Here is a 16,686-nt window from a genome sequence, read left to right on the forward strand (position 1 = left end):
CCCATGTCCCCGGCCGCCGCGGGTGACAGCGTCGACACCGGAAAGCCCATCGACACAACGGTTGGGAGGTGCCGGCAATGAAGAAGATCTCGGTTCGCAAGGCGGATGCCATCAAGTTGACCTCCGCTGCCATCTGCGACTACAGCCCCGGCTGCTGCTGAGCCGGCTGGCACGAGGGAAGTGAGGCCCGCGCACGGTGTCGCACCGTGCGCGGGCTGTGCCCCACCGGTTGCCCGACCACCCAGGGAGAGTCCGAAATGGACGAACCGTCCATCGCGTTCCACCCGCTGTCGTTCGTGCCCCAGCGCGACGGCGTCATGGTGGGCCGCGCCGACACGAACACGTTCGTCGCGCTTCCCGACGACGGCGCGGAACTGTTGCGCCGCATGGTGGACGGCGAGTCTCCGGAACAGGCAGCCGGGTGGTACCGGTCCACGTTCGGCGAGACCGTCGACCTGGACGACTTCGTCGGCACGCTCACGGAGCTGGGGTTCGTCCGGGCCCCCGGCGAACCGGCCGCCGAACGGCCCTCCGTGCGCTACCGCAGGCTCGGCCGGGCGATGTTCAGCCCCGCCGCGTGGATCGCCTACGCCTGCCTGGTGGCCGCCACGGGGGTCGCGATGGTGCGGCAGCCCGAGCTGCGCCCGAACCCGGACCACGTGTTCTTCCTGCCGTCGTTGATCGCCGTGCAGGTCATCCTGGTGCTGAGCCAGATCCCCGGACTGCTCGCGCACGAGTGGTTCCACGTCATGGCGGGCCGCCGGCACAACCTGCCGACCAGGCTGCGGGTCGGCAGGCGGTTGTTCTTCGCCGTGTTCGAGACCGAGCTCAACGGCCTGCTGAGCCTGCCGCGGTCGCAGCGCCACGTGGCGTTCCTCGCCGGGATGCTCGGCGACGTCCTCATCGCGGCGGCACTGACGCTGGCGGCGGCCGTCGAACCCGGCCACTGGCTGGCGCAGCTCGCACTGGCCGTCGCGTACCTGACCCTGATCCGGCTGGCCTGGCAGCTGCTGATCTTCCTGCGCACCGACCTGTACTACGTGCTGACCACGGCCCTCGGCTGCACGAACCTGACTGGCGCCGCGAAGGCCTGGCTGCGCGACCGGGTGCGGCGGCTTCGAGGGGTGCCGCCGGTTCCGGCCGACGCCGACGAGTGGTCCGACCGCGACCGCCGGTACGCGCCGTGGTTCGCGCTGCTGACCGTGGTGGGCACCGCGGCACTGCTGGGGGTGCTCGCCATCGCCGCCGTCCCCGTGTTCGCGGGGTTCGCGGTGCGGCTGCGCGACGGGCTGGAACACGGCCTCGCCGACCCGGTCAAGTTCTGGGACTCCGCCGCCTCACTGGCCGTGCTGTCCGTCCAGTTCGGCGTGTTCCCCCTGGTCGCGGGCCTGCTGTCCCGCGCGGGCAAGCCCGCCCCGAACCAGGAATCCGTTACCGCCCAAGGAGTGTCGTGATGTCCACCCATGAATGGCACGTCGGCGCGCGCCCCCGGACCGGGGCGGCGCTGGAGGTCGACTGCCACCGCCTGCTGCGCGGCCCGTACACCGGTGTCGGCACCCTGCTGCGCCGGTTCGTGCCCGAGGCCCACGAGCGGTTCCGCGACCTGGTGCACCGCCACGCCATCGAGATCCTGTCCATCGCACCGGAGCTGCGCGCGACCGTCGACGCACCACCGGAGACCCTCGCCTCGGTGTCCGCACCGGAGGAGCAGACCCGGATCTACCCGGCACTGCGCACCCGGCGGCTCTCCCACGGCATCGTGGACTTCCTGGCCGCCTGCGGCGCACCGGAGCGGTTCGGCCGGCTGGAGCTCGTGTTCACGAACCTCGACGAGGCCGACCACACCGACCAGGAGTGCCTGAGCCTGCTGCTGCGCCGGATCCCGTCCGACCGCGCCAGGATCACCGTGCACACCCGCGGCGACAGCGGACTGACCGAGGAGCTCACGACCGTGCTGTCCCGGCACGCCCGCCGCCTCGACGTCCCCGTGCCGACCGTGCCACCGGACGACCGCGACGCGGAAACGTTGCTGCAGGCGTACATCGACGCCGACGGGACGTCCGCCGACCCCGCCGAGCTGGCCGCCTACACCGCCGCCGACCCGGTCCACCGGGCCGCTCTGCACGACAAACGCGCCGCCGAACTGCGCGAGCGCGACGAGATCACGTTGACGCTGGGCGCCATCCCGTACCACGTGGAGCACGGCAGCGACCCGGCCGGCGCCGGCGGTGACGCGTTGCTGGAAGCCTTGCAGTACGCGGTTTCCATGGGCTTCCACCACGCCGTCATCGACTACGGCGCGCGCGGCCGGGCCATCGTCGACCCGAAGACCCAGATGGACGTGTACTGGCCGCTGACCGGCCGGTCGGCGACGGCGCTGGCCGCGACCGGGCGGCCGGAGATGGCGGAACCGCTGTACATGGACGTGCGCCGCCGGTACGCGGTGCCGATGGTGCACCTGGTCAACAGCTACGCGATCGCCATGCTCTACACCCGGCACTACGGGCCGGAACGCCGCGACTACGTCAAGGCCCGCACGTACGTGAACACCGCCATCGCGATCGCCACCCTGCTGCCCGACCCGGTGCAGCGGGCGTTCCTGACCGCGTTCAACAGCAACGGGCTGGCGCTCATCGAGATGCGCGAGGGCAACCTGGAGGAGTCGCTGCGCATCGTCGCCGAGGGGCTCGAGCTGGTGAGCACCGCGGTGCCGGAGGACACCCACCGCCTGCACAGGTCGGTGCTGGTCTACAACATGGCCAGCCTGCAGTCGCGGATGGGCAGGCTGGAGGAGGCGCTCGACGGGTACACCGCGGTGCTGGTCGCCGACCCGAACTGGCAGGACTACTACTTCGAACGCGCCGACGTGCGCCGCCGGCTCGGCGACCTGACCGGTGCGCTCGCCGACTACGACGCGGCCGAGCTGGTCACCCCGCCGTTCTGGGAGCTGCACTTCAACCGGGGCGGGCTGCGCGCGGAGGTCGGGGACTTCGCCGGCGCCGTCGCCGACCTGGAACGCGTGGTCGACCTCGAACCGGGTGAGGTGCAGGCGTGGGCGAACCTGCTCGCGGTGCTGCTGGAGTCCGGTGACGTGGCCGGAGCGCTGCGCCGGGCCGACGACGCGCTGCACGTGCACCCGGACGAGCCCTGGCTGCTGTGCCTGAGCGGTCAGATCGCGCTGGAGGCGGGCGCGGTGGAACGGGCCGCGCGCGACGTCGACGCGGCGCTCGTGCTGGACGGCGACCTGGTGGAGGCACTGGCCTGCCGCGCGGGGATCGCGTTCGACCGCGGCGACGCCGAGGCCGCGGTCCGCGACCTGAGCAGGGCGATCGAGCTCAGCCGGACCGACCCCGACCTGTACTTCAACCGGGCGGAGGCGTTGCGGTCGGAGGGCCGCTGGGACGCCGCGATCGGCGACTACACGCGGGCGCTGGAGCTGCCCGGTGCCGACCGCGGCGCGATCCTGGCGAAGCGCGCCGACTGCTACGGCGCGGCGGGCGACCCCGGGCGCTCGCGGGCGGACCTGGCCGCCGCGCAGCTGGTGCGCACAGCCGAACCGGCGCTGTCGTGACCACTGTGGACGATGCGGCCGACACCGGCCCGGCCCTGCGGCGCTTCATGCGGCGGTGGCCGGGCGGTGTCGCCGTGGTGACGAGCGCGGCGGGCACCGAACCGGTGGGCTGCACCGTGAGCGCGTTCCTCTCGGTGTCACTGCGCCCGCCGCTCGTGCTCGTCTCGCTGGCGGAGGGCAGCCGCACGCTCGCCGCCGTCGAGCGCCAGGGCCGGTTCGGCGTGAACGTGCTCGCCGCGGCCCAGAGCGACCTCGCCACCAGGTTCGCCGCGCCGACCTGCGACCGGTTCTCGGACGTGCCGTACCACTGGGAGCACGGGGTGCCGGTGCTGGAGGACACGGTGGCGGGCGCGGTGTGCCTGGTGGACCGGATCGTCGCCGCCGCGGACCACGCGCTCGTGCTCGGCGCGGTGCACCACTGCCGTCAGGACGACACGACGCGCCCGGTCGTGTTCTTCGCCGGCTCGTACTACGGCCTGTCGCCGTGAGCGTCGGGGCCGACGGCGAGCAGCGCCTCGGCGCGGTGGTTGAGCGCGTCCCGGTTGGGCAGGCCGAGCTTCATCAGCAGGTTGGCCACGTGCTTCTCCACCGTGCGCGGGGAGATGTGCAGGAGCTGGGCGATCGTGCGGTTGCCGGGGTGGCTGATCACCAGCCGCAGCACCTCGTACTCCCGGACGGTCACCCCGCGCCTGCGCACCGCGGCGGGGATCTCGGCGGCGCCATCCCGCCTGCGCGGCACCGGGACGCCCCACCGGCGCAGCAACGCCCGTGCCGCACCGGCGACGGCCGTGACACCGGCGGTGTGGAAGAACGTCTCGGCCTCGCGCAGCCAGTCGACCGGCTGTCCCCAGCCGTCCCGGTGCGCGGCCTCGGCGACCAGTCGCAGGGCCAGCTGCCGGGCCACCGGGAAGGGTGCCGCGGCTTCTTCGGCCTCGGTGAACGCCGCCATGGCCTCGGCGGCACGCTGGTTCCTGCCCAGCACCACCGCCCGCGCGAACAACGCGAACTGCCGGTCCCACCGCGCCCACGGCAGGTCCGGCGCACCGGGACGGCCGGCCACCGCGTCGACGAGTGACCTCAGCCCACTGCCGCCGGGACATCGGCTCCGGTCTTCCGCCAGCAACGCGCCGAACGCCTCCACCAGGCGGAAGGTGAACGGGGACAACGGAGATCCGTTCTCGGCAGCCGGGTGCGGCCGCACCTGCCGGCCCTGGTGCGCCGCGAGCACCGCGCCGACGAGGTCCAGCGCGTCGAGGGTCTCGCCCAGCCCGAGTGCCTCCGCGTCGGTGCGACATCGGCCGGCGGCCCGCTCGGCCTCCGCGTGATGCCCGCGCAGCACCAGGTCCAGTGCCAGCACCGCGGTCGCGGAGCACCTGACCGCCGCGGCACCCTGCCGGGCCGCGGCGCGCACGACCTGGTCGAGACGGGCCGTGATGCCCTCGGCGAGCCAGTCGCCGGTGCCCAGCCGGAGCTGGGCGACCAGTGCCCAGTGGTCGAGCCGGTGCCGCCCGGCCAGCTCCGCCATCCGCTGGTGGTGCCAAGTGGCCTGCTCGCGCGCCGGGGCCAGTGAGCCCAGGACGTCGAGCGCCTGGCAGGCGGCGTCCGGGAAGCCCTGGCGCAGCGCGGCTTCCAGTGTCCTGGCGGCGAGGTCAGCGCCGTCGTGCGGCGTCAGCCGGGCCGCGAGGGCGTCGACGGCGATCCCGTCGTCGTCCGGCTGCGTCCCGAGCACCTCGCGGGCAGTCGTCAGCTGCGCCGCGGCTTCCGCGTGCAGCCCCGCGTCGACGGCGGATCGCGCCAGCGCCAGCCGCAACCGGGCGACGACGGTGCCCGGCAGACCGGCGCACGCCAGGTCGTCGACCTGACCGCCGAGCCGCAGGGCGTCCGCCGGTCTGCCCGCCCGGAACAGTGCCGTGAGCAGGCTTTCCAGCAGCACGGCCGCGGTCTCCGCGTCCTGCGCCGGAACGTCGTCGGTCTCCAGCAACCGGTACGCCCGCGCCAGCAGGTCGGCGGCCCGGCCGGGACGGTTCGACGCCAGGCACCGGTCGCCGGCCCGCGCGAGCAGTCCGACGGCCCGGTCCAGCAGATGGCGGGCCCGCAGCAGATCGGTGAGAACGTCAGCACCGTCGGGCAGATCGATCATTGGACGCCCCTCAGCTCCCACGGCGCTCCCCACGCCGCGAGGCCACGTTCTCAGCCGCCGTCGACAATCCGTCGACAGTCCGTCGAGAACGCCTCTGTCACCGAGACGTCCGGTCCCCTGACCGGCTACCTGTCCTCGCCCTGCACGAGCATCGGTCCGACCTCGAGATCGGACTGCAGCAGCCCGTACGTCTTCATCAGGTTGGCGACGCGCTGCAGCCGGGTGGCGTCGAGCGAGGTGGGGAACTGGCCGAGGTGCACGAGCTTGGCGGTGTCGCGGTCGACCCCGGCGTAGTCGGGGAGCAGGGCCAGGACCGTGGCGCGGTCGGAGCCGGCGCGCTGACCCTTGGCCATCGCGCGCTGGAACGCCGCGACCGTGTTCGGGTACTCCTTCGCGAACTTGCCGGTCGTGCCGTAGCCCGCGATCGGGATGCCCTCGGTGGGGCCCGACGCCGCGTCGAGGATCGTGACCTGGCCGGAGTTGCGCTGGGCCTTGGTGATGAACGGCTCGCTCATGAACCCGGCGTCGACGGTGTTGCGCTCGATCGCCCCCTCCATGTCGGGCATCGGCATCGGCTTGAGCGTGACCTTCCTCGGGTCGATGTTGTTCGCCTCCAGCACCGCCTTCGTGGTCAGCTCGGAAATGTTGTTCAGCGTGTTGATGGCGATCGTCTTGCCCACCAGATCGTCCATCGTCTTGATGGGACCGTTGCCCTTCACGAGGACCATGAACATTCCCGGCTTCGCCTGGTAGGCGTCCGAGATCAGTTTCAGGCCGCCGACGCCTTTCGCGGTCTCGCCCGCCTGCGTCGCGATGAACGAGACCCAGTTGCCGAAGGTGATGTCGAGTCCACCCTGGATCAGGCTGGGGATGGCGGCCGCGCCGCCCTGGACGGTGACCGTCTCGATTTCGAGACCCTCGTCCCGGAAGTACCCGTTCTTGATGGCGATGTGCAGGGGAGCGACGTCGACGACCGGCAGCACCCCGATCTTGATCCTGGATTTCTCGACCGGCTTCGGTGAATTGCTCGCGACCGGTTGTCCGGCGCCGGGCGAACCACAGCCCGAGATCGCCGCGAAGAGGGTGAGAGTGGACAGGAGCCCGGCGGTGCGGCGCCTACTGATCATGTCAGCTTCTCCAGGTGGAGTGCATTCGTCGATCAATTCGGGGCTTTCACCAGCATCCTTGCACGACAGTCAAGAAGGGTTTGCCGAAGCATTTACCGGGTGTTATCAATTCCGCACAACGCCGAAGCTGTTTATTCCACATTGGAGGTAAATGTGGCCTGAGCGGAAATGTGTGCGGCCCTTTGTCAGAACGGGTCGTTGCCGAACCGCGCCTGGACGTCCACGGTGCTGCGCGGCGAGTCCCCGAGCGTCAGCCGCGACACGATCCGGTACCGGTCGCCGCGGTAGATCGAGTGCACGTACTCCACGTACCGGCCCTCGGCGTCGGTGGTCAGCCGTTCGAACAGCAGCGCGGGCGCCAGTTCCGGCACGCCGAGGATCGTCGCCTCGGACTCGTTGGTCACGGTCGGCTCGATCGACTGCACGGCCTCGCTGACGTGCACGCCGTGCTCGCGCAGCCGGTCGTAGAAGTCGCCGGACTCCATGTCGTGCAACGTCAGCGAGGGCGCCACGAACGCCGGGACGTGCAGGTGCTCGACGGCCATCGGCTCGCCGTCGACGAGGCGCAGCCGGGCGATGTAGTGGATCTCGGCGGCGGGGGAGAGGTGCAGGCGGCGGCCGACCCTGGCGCCGGCCGGGATGCGGGCGTGTTCGAGCACGCGGGACGACCACGTGCCGCCGGCCCTGGGCAGCGACATGGCGCCGGTGGCGGACACCATCTCCTGGGTGATCTTGGCCCTGGCGACGAACGTGCCGCGGCCGTGCTGGCGCACCAGCAGGCCGGTGTTGACCAGTTCGTCCACGGCGGACCGGACGGTGGGGCGGGACACCGAGAGTTGCTGGCACAGCACGCGTTCGGCGGGGATCGGCGCCCCCGCCGGGTGGGTCTCGATGAGTTCGAGCAGGTAGTCGCGGACCTGCTCGCGCTTGAGGATCGCCTCGCCCATGCCACTCCGCTTCGTCGGCGCCCAGTATGGCATACCACTGGTAAGTAACCAGTCTGTTGAAGATCGGGAGCGCTCTCGTGCGTCCAACCTGGGTATTGACCTGACAAGTGGTCTATGCCACTTTCTACCTCACCCAACGGACCTGACCAATTGGTCATATCCCAGCGAGAGGTGAGTCGTGTCGCGCTCCGCTGCCTTACTCGTCCTGGCGCTCGCGCTGTCCGCCTGCGGCACCTCCGCGGGAGGGGGTGATGAGAAGCAGGAGATCACCGTGTGGCTGATGAAGGACACGGCCACCGACGACTTCGTCCAGAAGTTCGAGAGCGAGTTCGAACGCGAGCACGCGAACCTCGACGTCAAGATCCAGATCCAGGAGTGGAACGGAATCACGCAGAAGGTCACCAGCGCGCTGGCCAGCACCGACCCGCCCGACGTGATCGAGGTCGGCAACACCCAGGTCGCCCAGTACGTGGCCAGCAAGGGCGTCACGGACCTGTCCGGGAAGAAGTCCGAGCTGCAGGGCGACGACTGGATCCCCGGCCTGTCCGAGCCCGGCGCGGTGGACGGCAAGCAGTTCGGCGTCCCGTTCTACGCGGCCAACCGGGTCGTGATCTACCGCAAGGACCTGTTCGAGGCAGCGCAGGTCACCCCGCCCAAGACGCGTGACGAGTGGATCACCGCCACGACCAAGCTCGACCAGGGCGACCAGCAGGGCATCTACCTGCCCGGCCAGAACTGGTACACGCTCTCCGGCTTCGTCTGGGACGAGGGCGGTGACCTCGCGAAGCAGGACGGCGGCAGCTGGAAGGGCTCGCTGAACACGCCTCAGGCGTTGGCGGGTATGGACTTCTACAAGAAGCTGCAGGCGCTCGGCGACGGCCCCAAGGACTCCGACGAGGCCAAGCCCCAGCAGACCGACGTGGTCGCGGGCGGCAAGGTCGCGCAGTTCATCGCGGTGCCCGGCGCGGCCAAGCTCGTCGAGAAGGCCAACCCGGAGCTGGCCGGCAAGATCGGCTTCTTCCCGATCCCCGGCAAGACCGCGGACAAGCCCGGCGCGGTGTTCACCGGCGGGTCCGACCTGATCATCCCGCTGTCGTCGAGCCGGCAGGAGGGCGCCTACGAGGTCGTCAAGGCGCTGGCGGGCGAGAAGTGGCAGGTGGAGCTCGCGAAGGCGATGAACTACGTGCCGAACCGCAAGGGGCTCGCCGCCTCGGTCGGCGGTGACCCCGGCACGGCCGCGATGGCGACCGGAGCCGCCAACGGGCACGCCACCCCGAACTCGCCGAACTGGGGCGCGGTCGAGGCGCGCAACCCGATCAAGGAGTTCCAGACCGCCGTGCTGACCGGAACCGACCCGAAGGCGGCGGCCGAGAAGGCCGACGCCGTCATCACCCAAGCGTTGAACTCCGGCAAATGACGCTCGTGGCCGAACGGCCGGTGCGGGAGACCGCGCCGGCCGCCCCGAAACGCCGCCGGCGGCCGGTGCTGCCGTACCTGCTGATCGCGCCCACGATGGTCGCCACCGCGTACCTGCTGCTGTACCCGCTGGTGCGCAACGTGATCATCTCGCTGCAGGAGTTCGGGCTGCCGCAGCTCGTCCGCGGCGACGCGAGGTTCGTCGGGTTCGCGAACTACCTCCGCGTGCTGTCCGACCCGGAGTTCTGGTCCGTGGTCCGCAGGACGCTGTGGTTCACCGCGGTCAACGTCGTGCTGATCATGGTGCTGTCCACCCTCGTCGCGCTGCTGCTCGTCCGGCTCGGGAAGTGGTTGCGGTTCCTCGTGATGGGCGGGCTGGTGCTCGTCTGGGCGACGCCGATCATCGCCGCCACCACGGTGTTCCAGTGGCTGTTCCAGTCACGCCTGGGGGTTGTGAACTGGGCGCTCGTGGCACTGGGGTTCGAGGAGTACCGCGACTACACGTGGTTCGCCGACGGCGACGCGACGTTCGGCATCCTCGTGACGCTGATCGTGTGGCAGTCGATCCCGTTCGCGGCGCTGTCGCTGTACGCGGCGATGATCACCGTGCCGCAGGAGCTGTACGAGGCCGCGCGCATCGACGGCGCGGGGGCGTGGCGGGTGTTCTCCACCATCACGTTCCCCATGCTGCGCGCCATGTTCGGCCTGATCACGTGTCTCGAGGTGATCTGGGTCGTCAAGGCGTTCGTGCAGATCTGGGTGATCAGCCAGGGCGGTCCGGGGCAGGCCACGACGACGTTGCCGGTCTACGCGTTCCAGGTCGCGCAGTCGTTGCAGCGCTACGACCTGGGCGCCGCGGTGTCGATGCTCATGGTGCTGCTGCTCGTGCTCGCGCTGCTGGCGTACTTCCGCCAGCTCTACCGGCAGGAGCAGGAAGCATGATCGGCCGGATCTCCCGCACCACGGCGGCGCTCGTCATCTTCGTGGTCTCGGTGTTCCCCGTGTACTGGATGCTGCTCACGGCGTTCAAGCCCACGAAGGACATCCAGAGCGCGACGCCGACGTTCTTCCCGGCCTCGGTCACGTTCGAGCACTTCGGCACGGCGGTCGCGGCCAAGGGGTTCTTCTCCTTCTGGCGCAACAGCCTGCTGGTCGCGGGCGGCGCGGTGCTGCTCGCGCTGCTCGTGGCGCTGCTGGCCGCGTTCGCGGTCGCGCGGCTGCAGTGGAAGGGGCGCAAGGCCTTCATGCTCATGGTGTTCGTCGCGCAGATGACGCCGTGGGAGGCGCTGCTGATCCCGATCTACGTGATCGCCAGGGACACCGGCATGCTCGACACGCTCTGGATGCTCACGCTGGTCTACTTCATGATGACGCTGCCGTTCACGATCGTGACGCTGCGCGGGTTCCTCGCGGCGATCCCGGTCGACCTGGAGGAGGCGGCGCAGGTCGACGGCTGCTCGCGCGGCCAGGCGTTCCGCAAGGTCGTGTTCCCGCTGCTCGCGCCGGGCCTGCTGGCGACGTCGCTCTTCGGGTTCATCACGGCCTGGAACGAGTTCGCCTTCGCCAACGTGCTGATCATCAAGAACCAGGACGACCGCACGCTGCCGGTGTGGCTGTCGTCGTTCAACAACACGTTCGGCACCGACTGGGGCGCCACGATGGCCGCCTCGACGCTGTTCATGCTGCCGGTGCTGCTGATCTTCGTCGTGCTGCAGGGCCGGGTGACGACCGGCATCGTCGGAGGGGCGGTGAAGGGATGATCGTTCCGCTGCCGAGCAGGGTCGTGCGGCGCAGCAGGGGGTTCACGCTCGACGCGGACACGTCCGTGCGGGTCACACCCGGCGCGGAGAAGGCGGCGCGGCTGCTGAGGAGCCTGCTGCGGCCGGCCACCGGGCTGCCGTTGCCGATCAACGACCAGGGCCAGGTCCTGATGGCCCTCGACGCCAAGCTCGTCGGGCTCGGCGCGGAGGGCTACGCGCTCACCGTCAACGAGCACGGCGTCATGCTCCGCGCGGGAACGGCGACCGGTCTGGCGCACGGCGTGCAGACCATCCGCCAGCTCCTGCCGGCGCAGGCCCTGCGGTCGAGCCGGGTGTCCGATGTGGACTGGACGCTGCCGGGCGTCGACATCAGGGACGTGCCGCGCCTGCCGTGGCGCGGGTTCATGCTCGACGTGGTGCGGCACTTCCAGCCCGTGCCCGTGGTGCGGCGGTTCATCGACCTGATGGCCCTGCACAAGCTCAACGTCCTGCACCTGCACCTCACCGACGACCAGGGCTGGCGCATCCCGGTGCCGAGGCACCCGTTGCTGACCACGGTCGGCGGCTGGCGCACCGAGACCAACGGCGACGGCACCCCGCACGGCGGCACCTACACCCGCGGCGAGCTGGAGGGCCTCGTCGCGTACGGGGCCGAGCGCGGCGTCCGGGTCATGCCGGAGATCGAGATGCCCGGCCACGCCCGTGCGGCCCTCGCCGCCTACCCGGACCTCGGCATCACCCCGGAACCGCTGCCCGTCTGGACGACCTGGGGCATCAGCGATGCCGCGTTCGGCCTGCACGCGCTCGGTTTCATCCGCGAGGTGCTGGACGAGGTGCTGGAGATCTTCCCCGACGAGCACGTCCACCTCGGCGGCGACGAGTGCCTGCTGCCACCGGACGTGCACGGCAAGTTCCTCCGCCAGGCGGGCGAGCACCTGCTCGGCCGCGGGCGGATCCCGGTGGCGTGGGAACCGACGGGCGACCTCCGCTCCGTCGTGATGCCGTGGAAGGACGAGACCCAGGCCGCCGCGGCGCTCGACCGGGGCCAGCCGGTGGTGATGGCCCCGCACACCTCCACCTACCTCGACTACCCGCGTTCGGACGGCCCGCACGAACCACCCGGCCAGCCCGGGTTCGTCGTGACCACCCGCGACGTCTACGACGTGCCGCTGCCCGACGGCGTGCTCGGTGCCCAGTGCCAGCTGTGGACCGAGCACATCAGCACCAGAGAACACCTGGAGTACATGGCTTTCCCCCGTCTCATCGCGCTGGCCGACACCCTCTGGTCCCAGCGTCCCGAGTGGGAGGGCTTCACCACCCGGATGCGCCTCCACTCGTCCAGGCTCGCCGAACTGTCCGTCCCTGCAGATTTGAGGAGAGAATCTTGCGAGCGCTCATAGCCGCGTCGTGCGCGGCGGTCTCCGTGATCGCGCTGGCGGTCGCCCCCAGTGCCTTCGCCGCCGACGCCATCACCGCCCAGTACCGGACCAGCGCGTCCGGTGCGACGGCCGACCAGGTCGAGCCGTGGCTCAAGCTGGTCAACAACGGCACCACCAGCGTGCCGCTGTCCGACCTCAAGGTCCGCTACTACTTCAAGAGCGAGACCCCGGACGTGGGGTACCGCTTCGCCTGCTCGTGGGCGGTCCTGAACTGCGGCAACGTGACCGGCCAGTTCGGCACGCTGACCGGCGGCCCCGCCGACCGCTACCTGGAGGTCGGCTTCACCGCCGGCGCCGGCACCCTGAACCCCGGCGCCGACACCGGTGACCTCCAGCTGCGCTTCTACCGCACGAACTGGAGCACGATCACCCAGTCCGACGACTACTCGTTCCGCACCGACACCAGCTACTCGGCGTGGAACAAGATCACCGTCTACCGCGGCGGCACGCTGCTGTGGGGCACCGCGCCCGGCGGCACCGGCCCGACCACCACGACGACCTCGTCGACGCCGCCGAACCCCAACGGCCCCAAGATGTTCGACGACTTCGCGTACACCAGCTCGAGCGACTCGCGGATCAGCCAGCGCGGCTGGACCGTCCGCTCGGGAGGCGGCGGCCCCGGCGTCGGCGGCGCCGTGTGGGACCCGTCGCGCGTGACGTTCCCGACCGTCGACGGCCAGAAGGTCCTGCGCCTCGACTCGTGGAACAACGGCTCCGCGGCCAAGCAGACCGAGCTGTTCCACCAGCGCAAGTTCTTCGAGGGCACCTACGCGGCCAGGGTGAAGTTCGCCGACACCCCGGTCTTCGGCCCGGACGGCGACCACGTCGTGGAGACGTTCTTCACGATCACCCCGCTCGACGCGCCGATGGACCCGAACTACGGCGAGATCGACTTCGAGTACCTGCCCAACGGCGGCTGGGGCGAGACGTCGAACATCATGTACGAGACCACGTGGGAGACCTACCAGAACGAGCCCTGGGTCGCCGACAACATCCACGGTGAGCAGCGCCAGAGCTACAACGGCTGGCACGACCTGGTCTTCCAGGTGGCCAACGGCCGCGTGAAGTACTACATCGACGGCACGCTCGTGGCGGACCACGGGGACAAGTACTACCCCGAGACGCCGATGTCGATCAACTTCAACCTGTGGTTCATCTCCGGTGGGCTGCAGGGGTCGTCGGCCGAGCGGGCTTACCAGCAGGACGTCGACTACGTGTACTACGCCAAGGACCAGGTGCTGAGCCCGGCCCAGGTGAAGACCGCCGTGCAGGACTACCGCACGGCCGGTGTCACGCACGTCGACAACGTGTGAGTCGTTTGCGTTGAGGTGACCGCGCGGGCGCCCCGGGAGCTTCCGGGGCGTCCGTTCGTCGTGCTGTCAGCAGGGGATCCAGCTGAGCTTGTCCCGGTTGAGGTAACTGGCGTATGTGAAGCCCGCCCGATACCCGTTGGAACGGTCCACCACGAGCTCCCATCGGGTGGAGGACTCGCTGACCCGGTAGTAGCAGAGCGCGTAGAGGTTGCTGCTGCGGTACACCGGTTCGTACGCCCAGTCCTCGTGCGGGGCGAGGTGCACCCAGGCGACGTCCAGGGTCAGGTCGGTCTCCGTGCCCACCTGGTCGCAGTGGTCGAAGGCCGTGTAGGTGAGGTTGTAGGCGTGCGTCCAGCCCGCGAACTTCTGCCAGCCGTCGTACACCAGTTCCCAGCGCTCGTCGTCGGTGCCTCCGGCGTAGCAGTACGTCCGGTGCCCGTTGCCGGGGTAGGTGTTGAGATGCTCGCCGTTGTACGGGTTGGGCCGGAAGCGGATCCAGGTCGGGTCGTACTTGACGTCGGTGTGTCTCTCCATGGCGAGGCCGACCGGCTCGTCCTGCGCGGGGCTGGGCCGTGCGGTGACGAGCAGCGTCGCGGCCGCGGCCATGAGGGCCAGCGCGGATCTCAGTGTTCTTCTCACCAGAGTCCCCCCAAGTTGTTTGAGTCCAACAGTAGGGCGAAACGTCCTGGTATGTCGGCAGTTCGCCAGATCCACCAGAACGGACCAGGTGCCGGCGATCCCGTGTCACGGGGACTGGCAGGATTGCGCGGGTGCGCGTGCTCATGCCCCTGCCCGACCGCGACTTCGACGTCACCGAGGTGGCCGTCCCCTGGCGCCTGCTGACCGACGCCGGCCACCAGGTCGTCTTCGCGACCGAACACGGCGGCGACCGGGCCGAGGCGGACCCGTTGCTGCTCACCGGTGTCCTCTTCGGACAGCTGGGCGCGGAGGACGAACCGAAGCGGTTCTACGCGCAGCTCCTGGAATCGGCCGAGTACCGCGCGCCGATCGCATGGGAGGCCATCGAGCCGACCGACTACGACGGGCTCGTCCTGCCCGGTGGCCACGCACCGGGCATGCGGCAGTACCTGGGCTCGACGCTCCTGCAAGGCAAGGTGGCCGAGTTCTGGGCGCTGGACCGTCCGGTCGGCGCCATCTGCCACGGGCCGCTGGTGCTGGCACGGGCGGGTGTGCTGGAAGGACGCCGCACCACCTGTCTGCCGAAGTACATGGAGCGCTCGGCCTTCTACCTCACGGCGTGGCGGCGTGGCCGGTACTACCGCACGTATCCCGACTACGTGCAGGACGAGGTGGAGGCGGCCGGGGCGGTGGTCGAGCGCGGGCCGGTCGAGTTGTCGCGTCGTGGCACGGCGGATGACGACACGCCGGCGTTCGTGGTGACCGACGGGAAGTACGTGTCGGGGCGCTGGCCCGGTGACGCTTACCTGTTCGCCCGGACGTTCGCGGGCCTGCTCGGCTGACCTGACTCCGCTCGGCTGAGCCAGGCCTGCCGTCCCACCGCGCGCCGCAGTGGCTAGCTTGCGGCATGTCGTTTAGACCGTCTGGGTTCTTCCCCTCGTACACGCAGGCCGACGCGCCTACGTGAAGCGGCTGGCTGGTGTGCCGGTTCGGCTAAGACCAGGACATGTCCGGGCTGGGCGACGTGCAGAGCCCCGCACCCGTGCAGCGGTTCGTCGAACGCGAGCGACTCGTCTGTGGCGAACGGGGCGCCGCCGCCCAGGAGATGATCAACCGGACGCTGGCGGGGATGCCGGCGGACGAACCACCGCAGCTCGAACCCGGTGCGGAGCAGGAGTGACGGTCAGCGGTTGGTGACGACCTCGCAGCCGACCTGCTGACCAGGGCCCGCCGTCGCACTGGTCAGCTCTTTGACGCCGTCGAGCAGGATCCGGCACGTCAGCGCCTGGTCACCCCGGGGCGTGGCGGTGACCTGCGCCTTCTCGCCGGCGTTGATGACGACCTCCACCTGCCACGGCACCGGGTTCGTGGTCGTCACGGTCCGCGGCCTCTCGTAGCGGTCGCGGTCGGGCGACTCGGCGTAGGACAGGTCGGCCGACGTCTCGGCGGGCTGTGCCGACACCTCGTAGGTGATGGCCCAGGCCTTGCCGATGAGCGTCGACCAGCCTCCCATGCTGTTCACCAGGACGACGGTGCCACCGCCGACCACGGCCACCACGGCGACGATGACGAGGAGCGTCTTCACGGGACCGACGCTATTGCAGGGACCAGTGCGCCTGCGTCATTCGGCGGAGTGACGCGCGGGTCATTCCCCGGAACGACGGCGGCGTCACTTGAGCAGCAGGCGCACCGTCAGCTCGAGCCGGTTCGCCACGTCGGTCGCCGTCGCGCGCCGCGTCACCCACGCGACCAGGTTGGACAGCCACACGTCGCCGATCACGCGGGCGATGGCCTTCTGCTCGTCGGTCGGCGGCTCGCTGCTCATCGCCTTCGTGAACATGCTCTCCATCAGCCACGAGACGCGGTCGATCTCGGCGCCCGCGGAGGCGTCGGCGAAGGTGAACGCGCGCGTCATCGCCTCGGTGAGGTGCGGGTTGCGCTGCAGGCCGCGGGTGATGCGGCCGAGGACGAACAGGACGCGCTCGTAGGAGCTGTCGCCGGGGACCGTGGTGCGGTCCATCTTCTCCTGGGCGCGTTCGAGCTCCACGGCGAGGCTCGACACGAGCAGGTGGACCTTCGACGGGAAGTAGCGGTACAACGTGCCCAGCGCGACGTCGGCGCGGTCGGCGACGGCGCGCATCTGGACGGCGTCGAAGCCGCCCTTGGACGCCAGCGCGATGGTCGCGTCGACGATCCGCTTGCGCCGCTCGCGCTGGGCAGCGGAGCTGAGTTCCTCGCCCGCCATCAGCGCGTCCGTGCGCGACTTCGAAGGTGACACGGAGTTGATCCTCCTGAAACGTGTTACAGCAGCCTTCCCATAGTACTCGATCGGTT

16 protein-coding genes are annotated in these 16,686 nt (G+C 70.3%); 10 read left to right on the forward strand and 6 right to left on the reverse strand.

Annotated elements, in window-relative coordinates; all coding sequences use genetic code 11:
• Positions 1-257: 257 nt before the first annotated feature.
• From ACFWV3_RS00950 to ACFWV3_RS00960, 3 genes are read left to right on the forward strand one after another with little or no spacing between them, the layout of a single operon-like run.
• Entirely contained in the window at positions 258-1,454 is a 1,197-nt protein-coding gene (locus ACFWV3_RS00950; protein ID WP_382406774.1) for a hypothetical protein, read from the forward strand.
• Positions 1,454-3,571, forward strand: a complete 2,118-nt coding sequence (locus tag ACFWV3_RS00955) for a tetratricopeptide repeat protein (protein ID WP_382406776.1) — start codon at positions 1,454-1,456, stop codon at positions 3,569-3,571. Before ACFWV3_RS00950 ends, ACFWV3_RS00955 begins: the two co-directional genes overlap by 1 nt.
• Complete coding sequence (locus tag ACFWV3_RS00960; protein ID WP_382406778.1) at positions 3,568-4,059, forward strand: flavin reductase family protein; 492 nt, start codon at positions 3,568-3,570, stop codon at positions 4,057-4,059. The genes ACFWV3_RS00955 and ACFWV3_RS00960 overlap by 4 nt, the downstream gene beginning before the upstream one ends.
• Here ACFWV3_RS00960 and ACFWV3_RS00965 read toward each other — a convergent pair.
• The 3 genes from ACFWV3_RS00965 to ACFWV3_RS00975 form a co-directional block, all read right to left on the reverse strand.
• Positions 4,041-5,711, reverse strand: coding sequence for a LuxR C-terminal-related transcriptional regulator (locus ACFWV3_RS00965; protein WP_382406780.1), 1,671 nt, complete (start codon positions 5,709-5,711; stop codon positions 4,041-4,043). The genes ACFWV3_RS00960 and ACFWV3_RS00965 overlap by 19 nt on opposite strands.
• Positions 5,712-5,836: 125 nt before the next feature.
• On the reverse strand, positions 5,837-6,838 hold the full coding sequence (locus ACFWV3_RS00970; RefSeq protein WP_382406782.1) for an ABC transporter substrate-binding protein: 1,002 nt from the start codon (positions 6,836-6,838) through the stop codon (positions 5,837-5,839).
• Between the two features lie 185 nt (positions 6,839-7,023).
• Complete coding sequence (locus ACFWV3_RS00975) at positions 7,024-7,785, reverse strand: GntR family transcriptional regulator (protein ID WP_382406784.1); 762 nt, start codon at positions 7,783-7,785, stop codon at positions 7,024-7,026.
• 178 nt (positions 7,786-7,963) lie between these two features.
• On the opposite strand from ACFWV3_RS00975, the gene ACFWV3_RS00980 reads away from it, so the two are divergent.
• The 5 genes from ACFWV3_RS00980 to ACFWV3_RS01000 are packed head-to-tail and all read left to right on the forward strand — an operon-like array spanning position 7,964 to position 13,713.
• Positions 7,964-9,202, forward strand: coding sequence for an extracellular solute-binding protein (locus ACFWV3_RS00980; protein WP_382406786.1), 1,239 nt, complete (start codon positions 7,964-7,966; stop codon positions 9,200-9,202).
• Positions 9,199-10,143 (forward strand): carbohydrate ABC transporter permease, encoded by a 945-nt coding sequence (locus ACFWV3_RS00985; protein WP_382406788.1) that lies wholly within the window; start codon positions 9,199-9,201, stop codon positions 10,141-10,143. Before ACFWV3_RS00980 ends, ACFWV3_RS00985 begins: the two co-directional genes overlap by 4 nt.
• Positions 10,140-10,961, forward strand: coding sequence for a carbohydrate ABC transporter permease (locus tag ACFWV3_RS00990; RefSeq protein WP_382406790.1), 822 nt, complete (start codon positions 10,140-10,142; stop codon positions 10,959-10,961). The genes ACFWV3_RS00985 and ACFWV3_RS00990 overlap by 4 nt, the downstream gene beginning before the upstream one ends.
• A complete protein-coding gene (locus tag ACFWV3_RS00995) occupies positions 10,958-12,361 on the forward strand; it encodes a beta-N-acetylhexosaminidase (protein WP_382406792.1) in 1,404 nt (467 codons plus the stop codon). The genes ACFWV3_RS00990 and ACFWV3_RS00995 overlap by 4 nt, the downstream gene beginning before the upstream one ends.
• The gene (locus ACFWV3_RS01000; RefSeq protein WP_382406794.1) at positions 12,346-13,713 is read left to right on the forward strand and encodes a cellulose binding domain-containing protein; all 1,368 of its coding nucleotides are present in this window, start codon (positions 12,346-12,348) and stop codon (positions 13,711-13,713) included. The genes ACFWV3_RS00995 and ACFWV3_RS01000 overlap by 16 nt, the downstream gene beginning before the upstream one ends.
• A 66-nt stretch (positions 13,714-13,779) precedes the next feature.
• Here the strand turns inward: ACFWV3_RS01000 and ACFWV3_RS01005 are convergent, their stop codons facing one another.
• On the reverse strand, positions 13,780-14,352 hold the full coding sequence (locus ACFWV3_RS01005; protein WP_382406796.1) for a hypothetical protein: 573 nt from the start codon (positions 14,350-14,352) through the stop codon (positions 13,780-13,782).
• A gap of 131 nt (positions 14,353-14,483) precedes the next feature.
• Between ACFWV3_RS01005 and ACFWV3_RS01010 the strand changes: the two genes are divergently transcribed.
• Both ACFWV3_RS01010 and ACFWV3_RS01015 read left to right on the forward strand, forming a co-directional pair.
• Positions 14,484-15,194: a type 1 glutamine amidotransferase domain-containing protein gene (locus ACFWV3_RS01010; protein ID WP_382406798.1), complete on the forward strand. Its 711-nt coding sequence runs from the start codon at positions 14,484-14,486 to the stop codon at positions 15,192-15,194.
• Between the two features lie 164 nt (positions 15,195-15,358).
• Complete coding sequence (locus tag ACFWV3_RS01015) at positions 15,359-15,532, forward strand: hypothetical protein (protein WP_382406800.1); 174 nt, start codon at positions 15,359-15,361, stop codon at positions 15,530-15,532.
• A gap of 3 nt (positions 15,533-15,535) precedes the next feature.
• Here the strand turns inward: ACFWV3_RS01015 and ACFWV3_RS01020 are convergent, their stop codons facing one another.
• Both ACFWV3_RS01020 and kstR read right to left on the reverse strand, forming a co-directional pair.
• A complete protein-coding gene (locus ACFWV3_RS01020; protein WP_382406802.1) occupies positions 15,536-15,937 on the reverse strand; it encodes a hypothetical protein in 402 nt (133 codons plus the stop codon).
• Between the two features lie 84 nt (positions 15,938-16,021).
• Positions 16,022-16,597 carry a cholesterol catabolism transcriptional regulator KstR gene (kstR, locus tag ACFWV3_RS01025; protein WP_382408118.1) on the reverse strand — a complete coding sequence of 192 codons (576 nt, stop codon included), beginning with the start codon at positions 16,595-16,597 and terminating at the stop codon, positions 16,022-16,024.
• Between the last annotated feature and the right edge of the window lie 89 nt (positions 16,598-16,686).

It is taken from the genome of Lentzea sp. NPDC059081 (assembly GCF_042738015.1).
GTDB lineage: Bacteria > Actinomycetota > Actinomycetes > Mycobacteriales > Pseudonocardiaceae > Lentzea.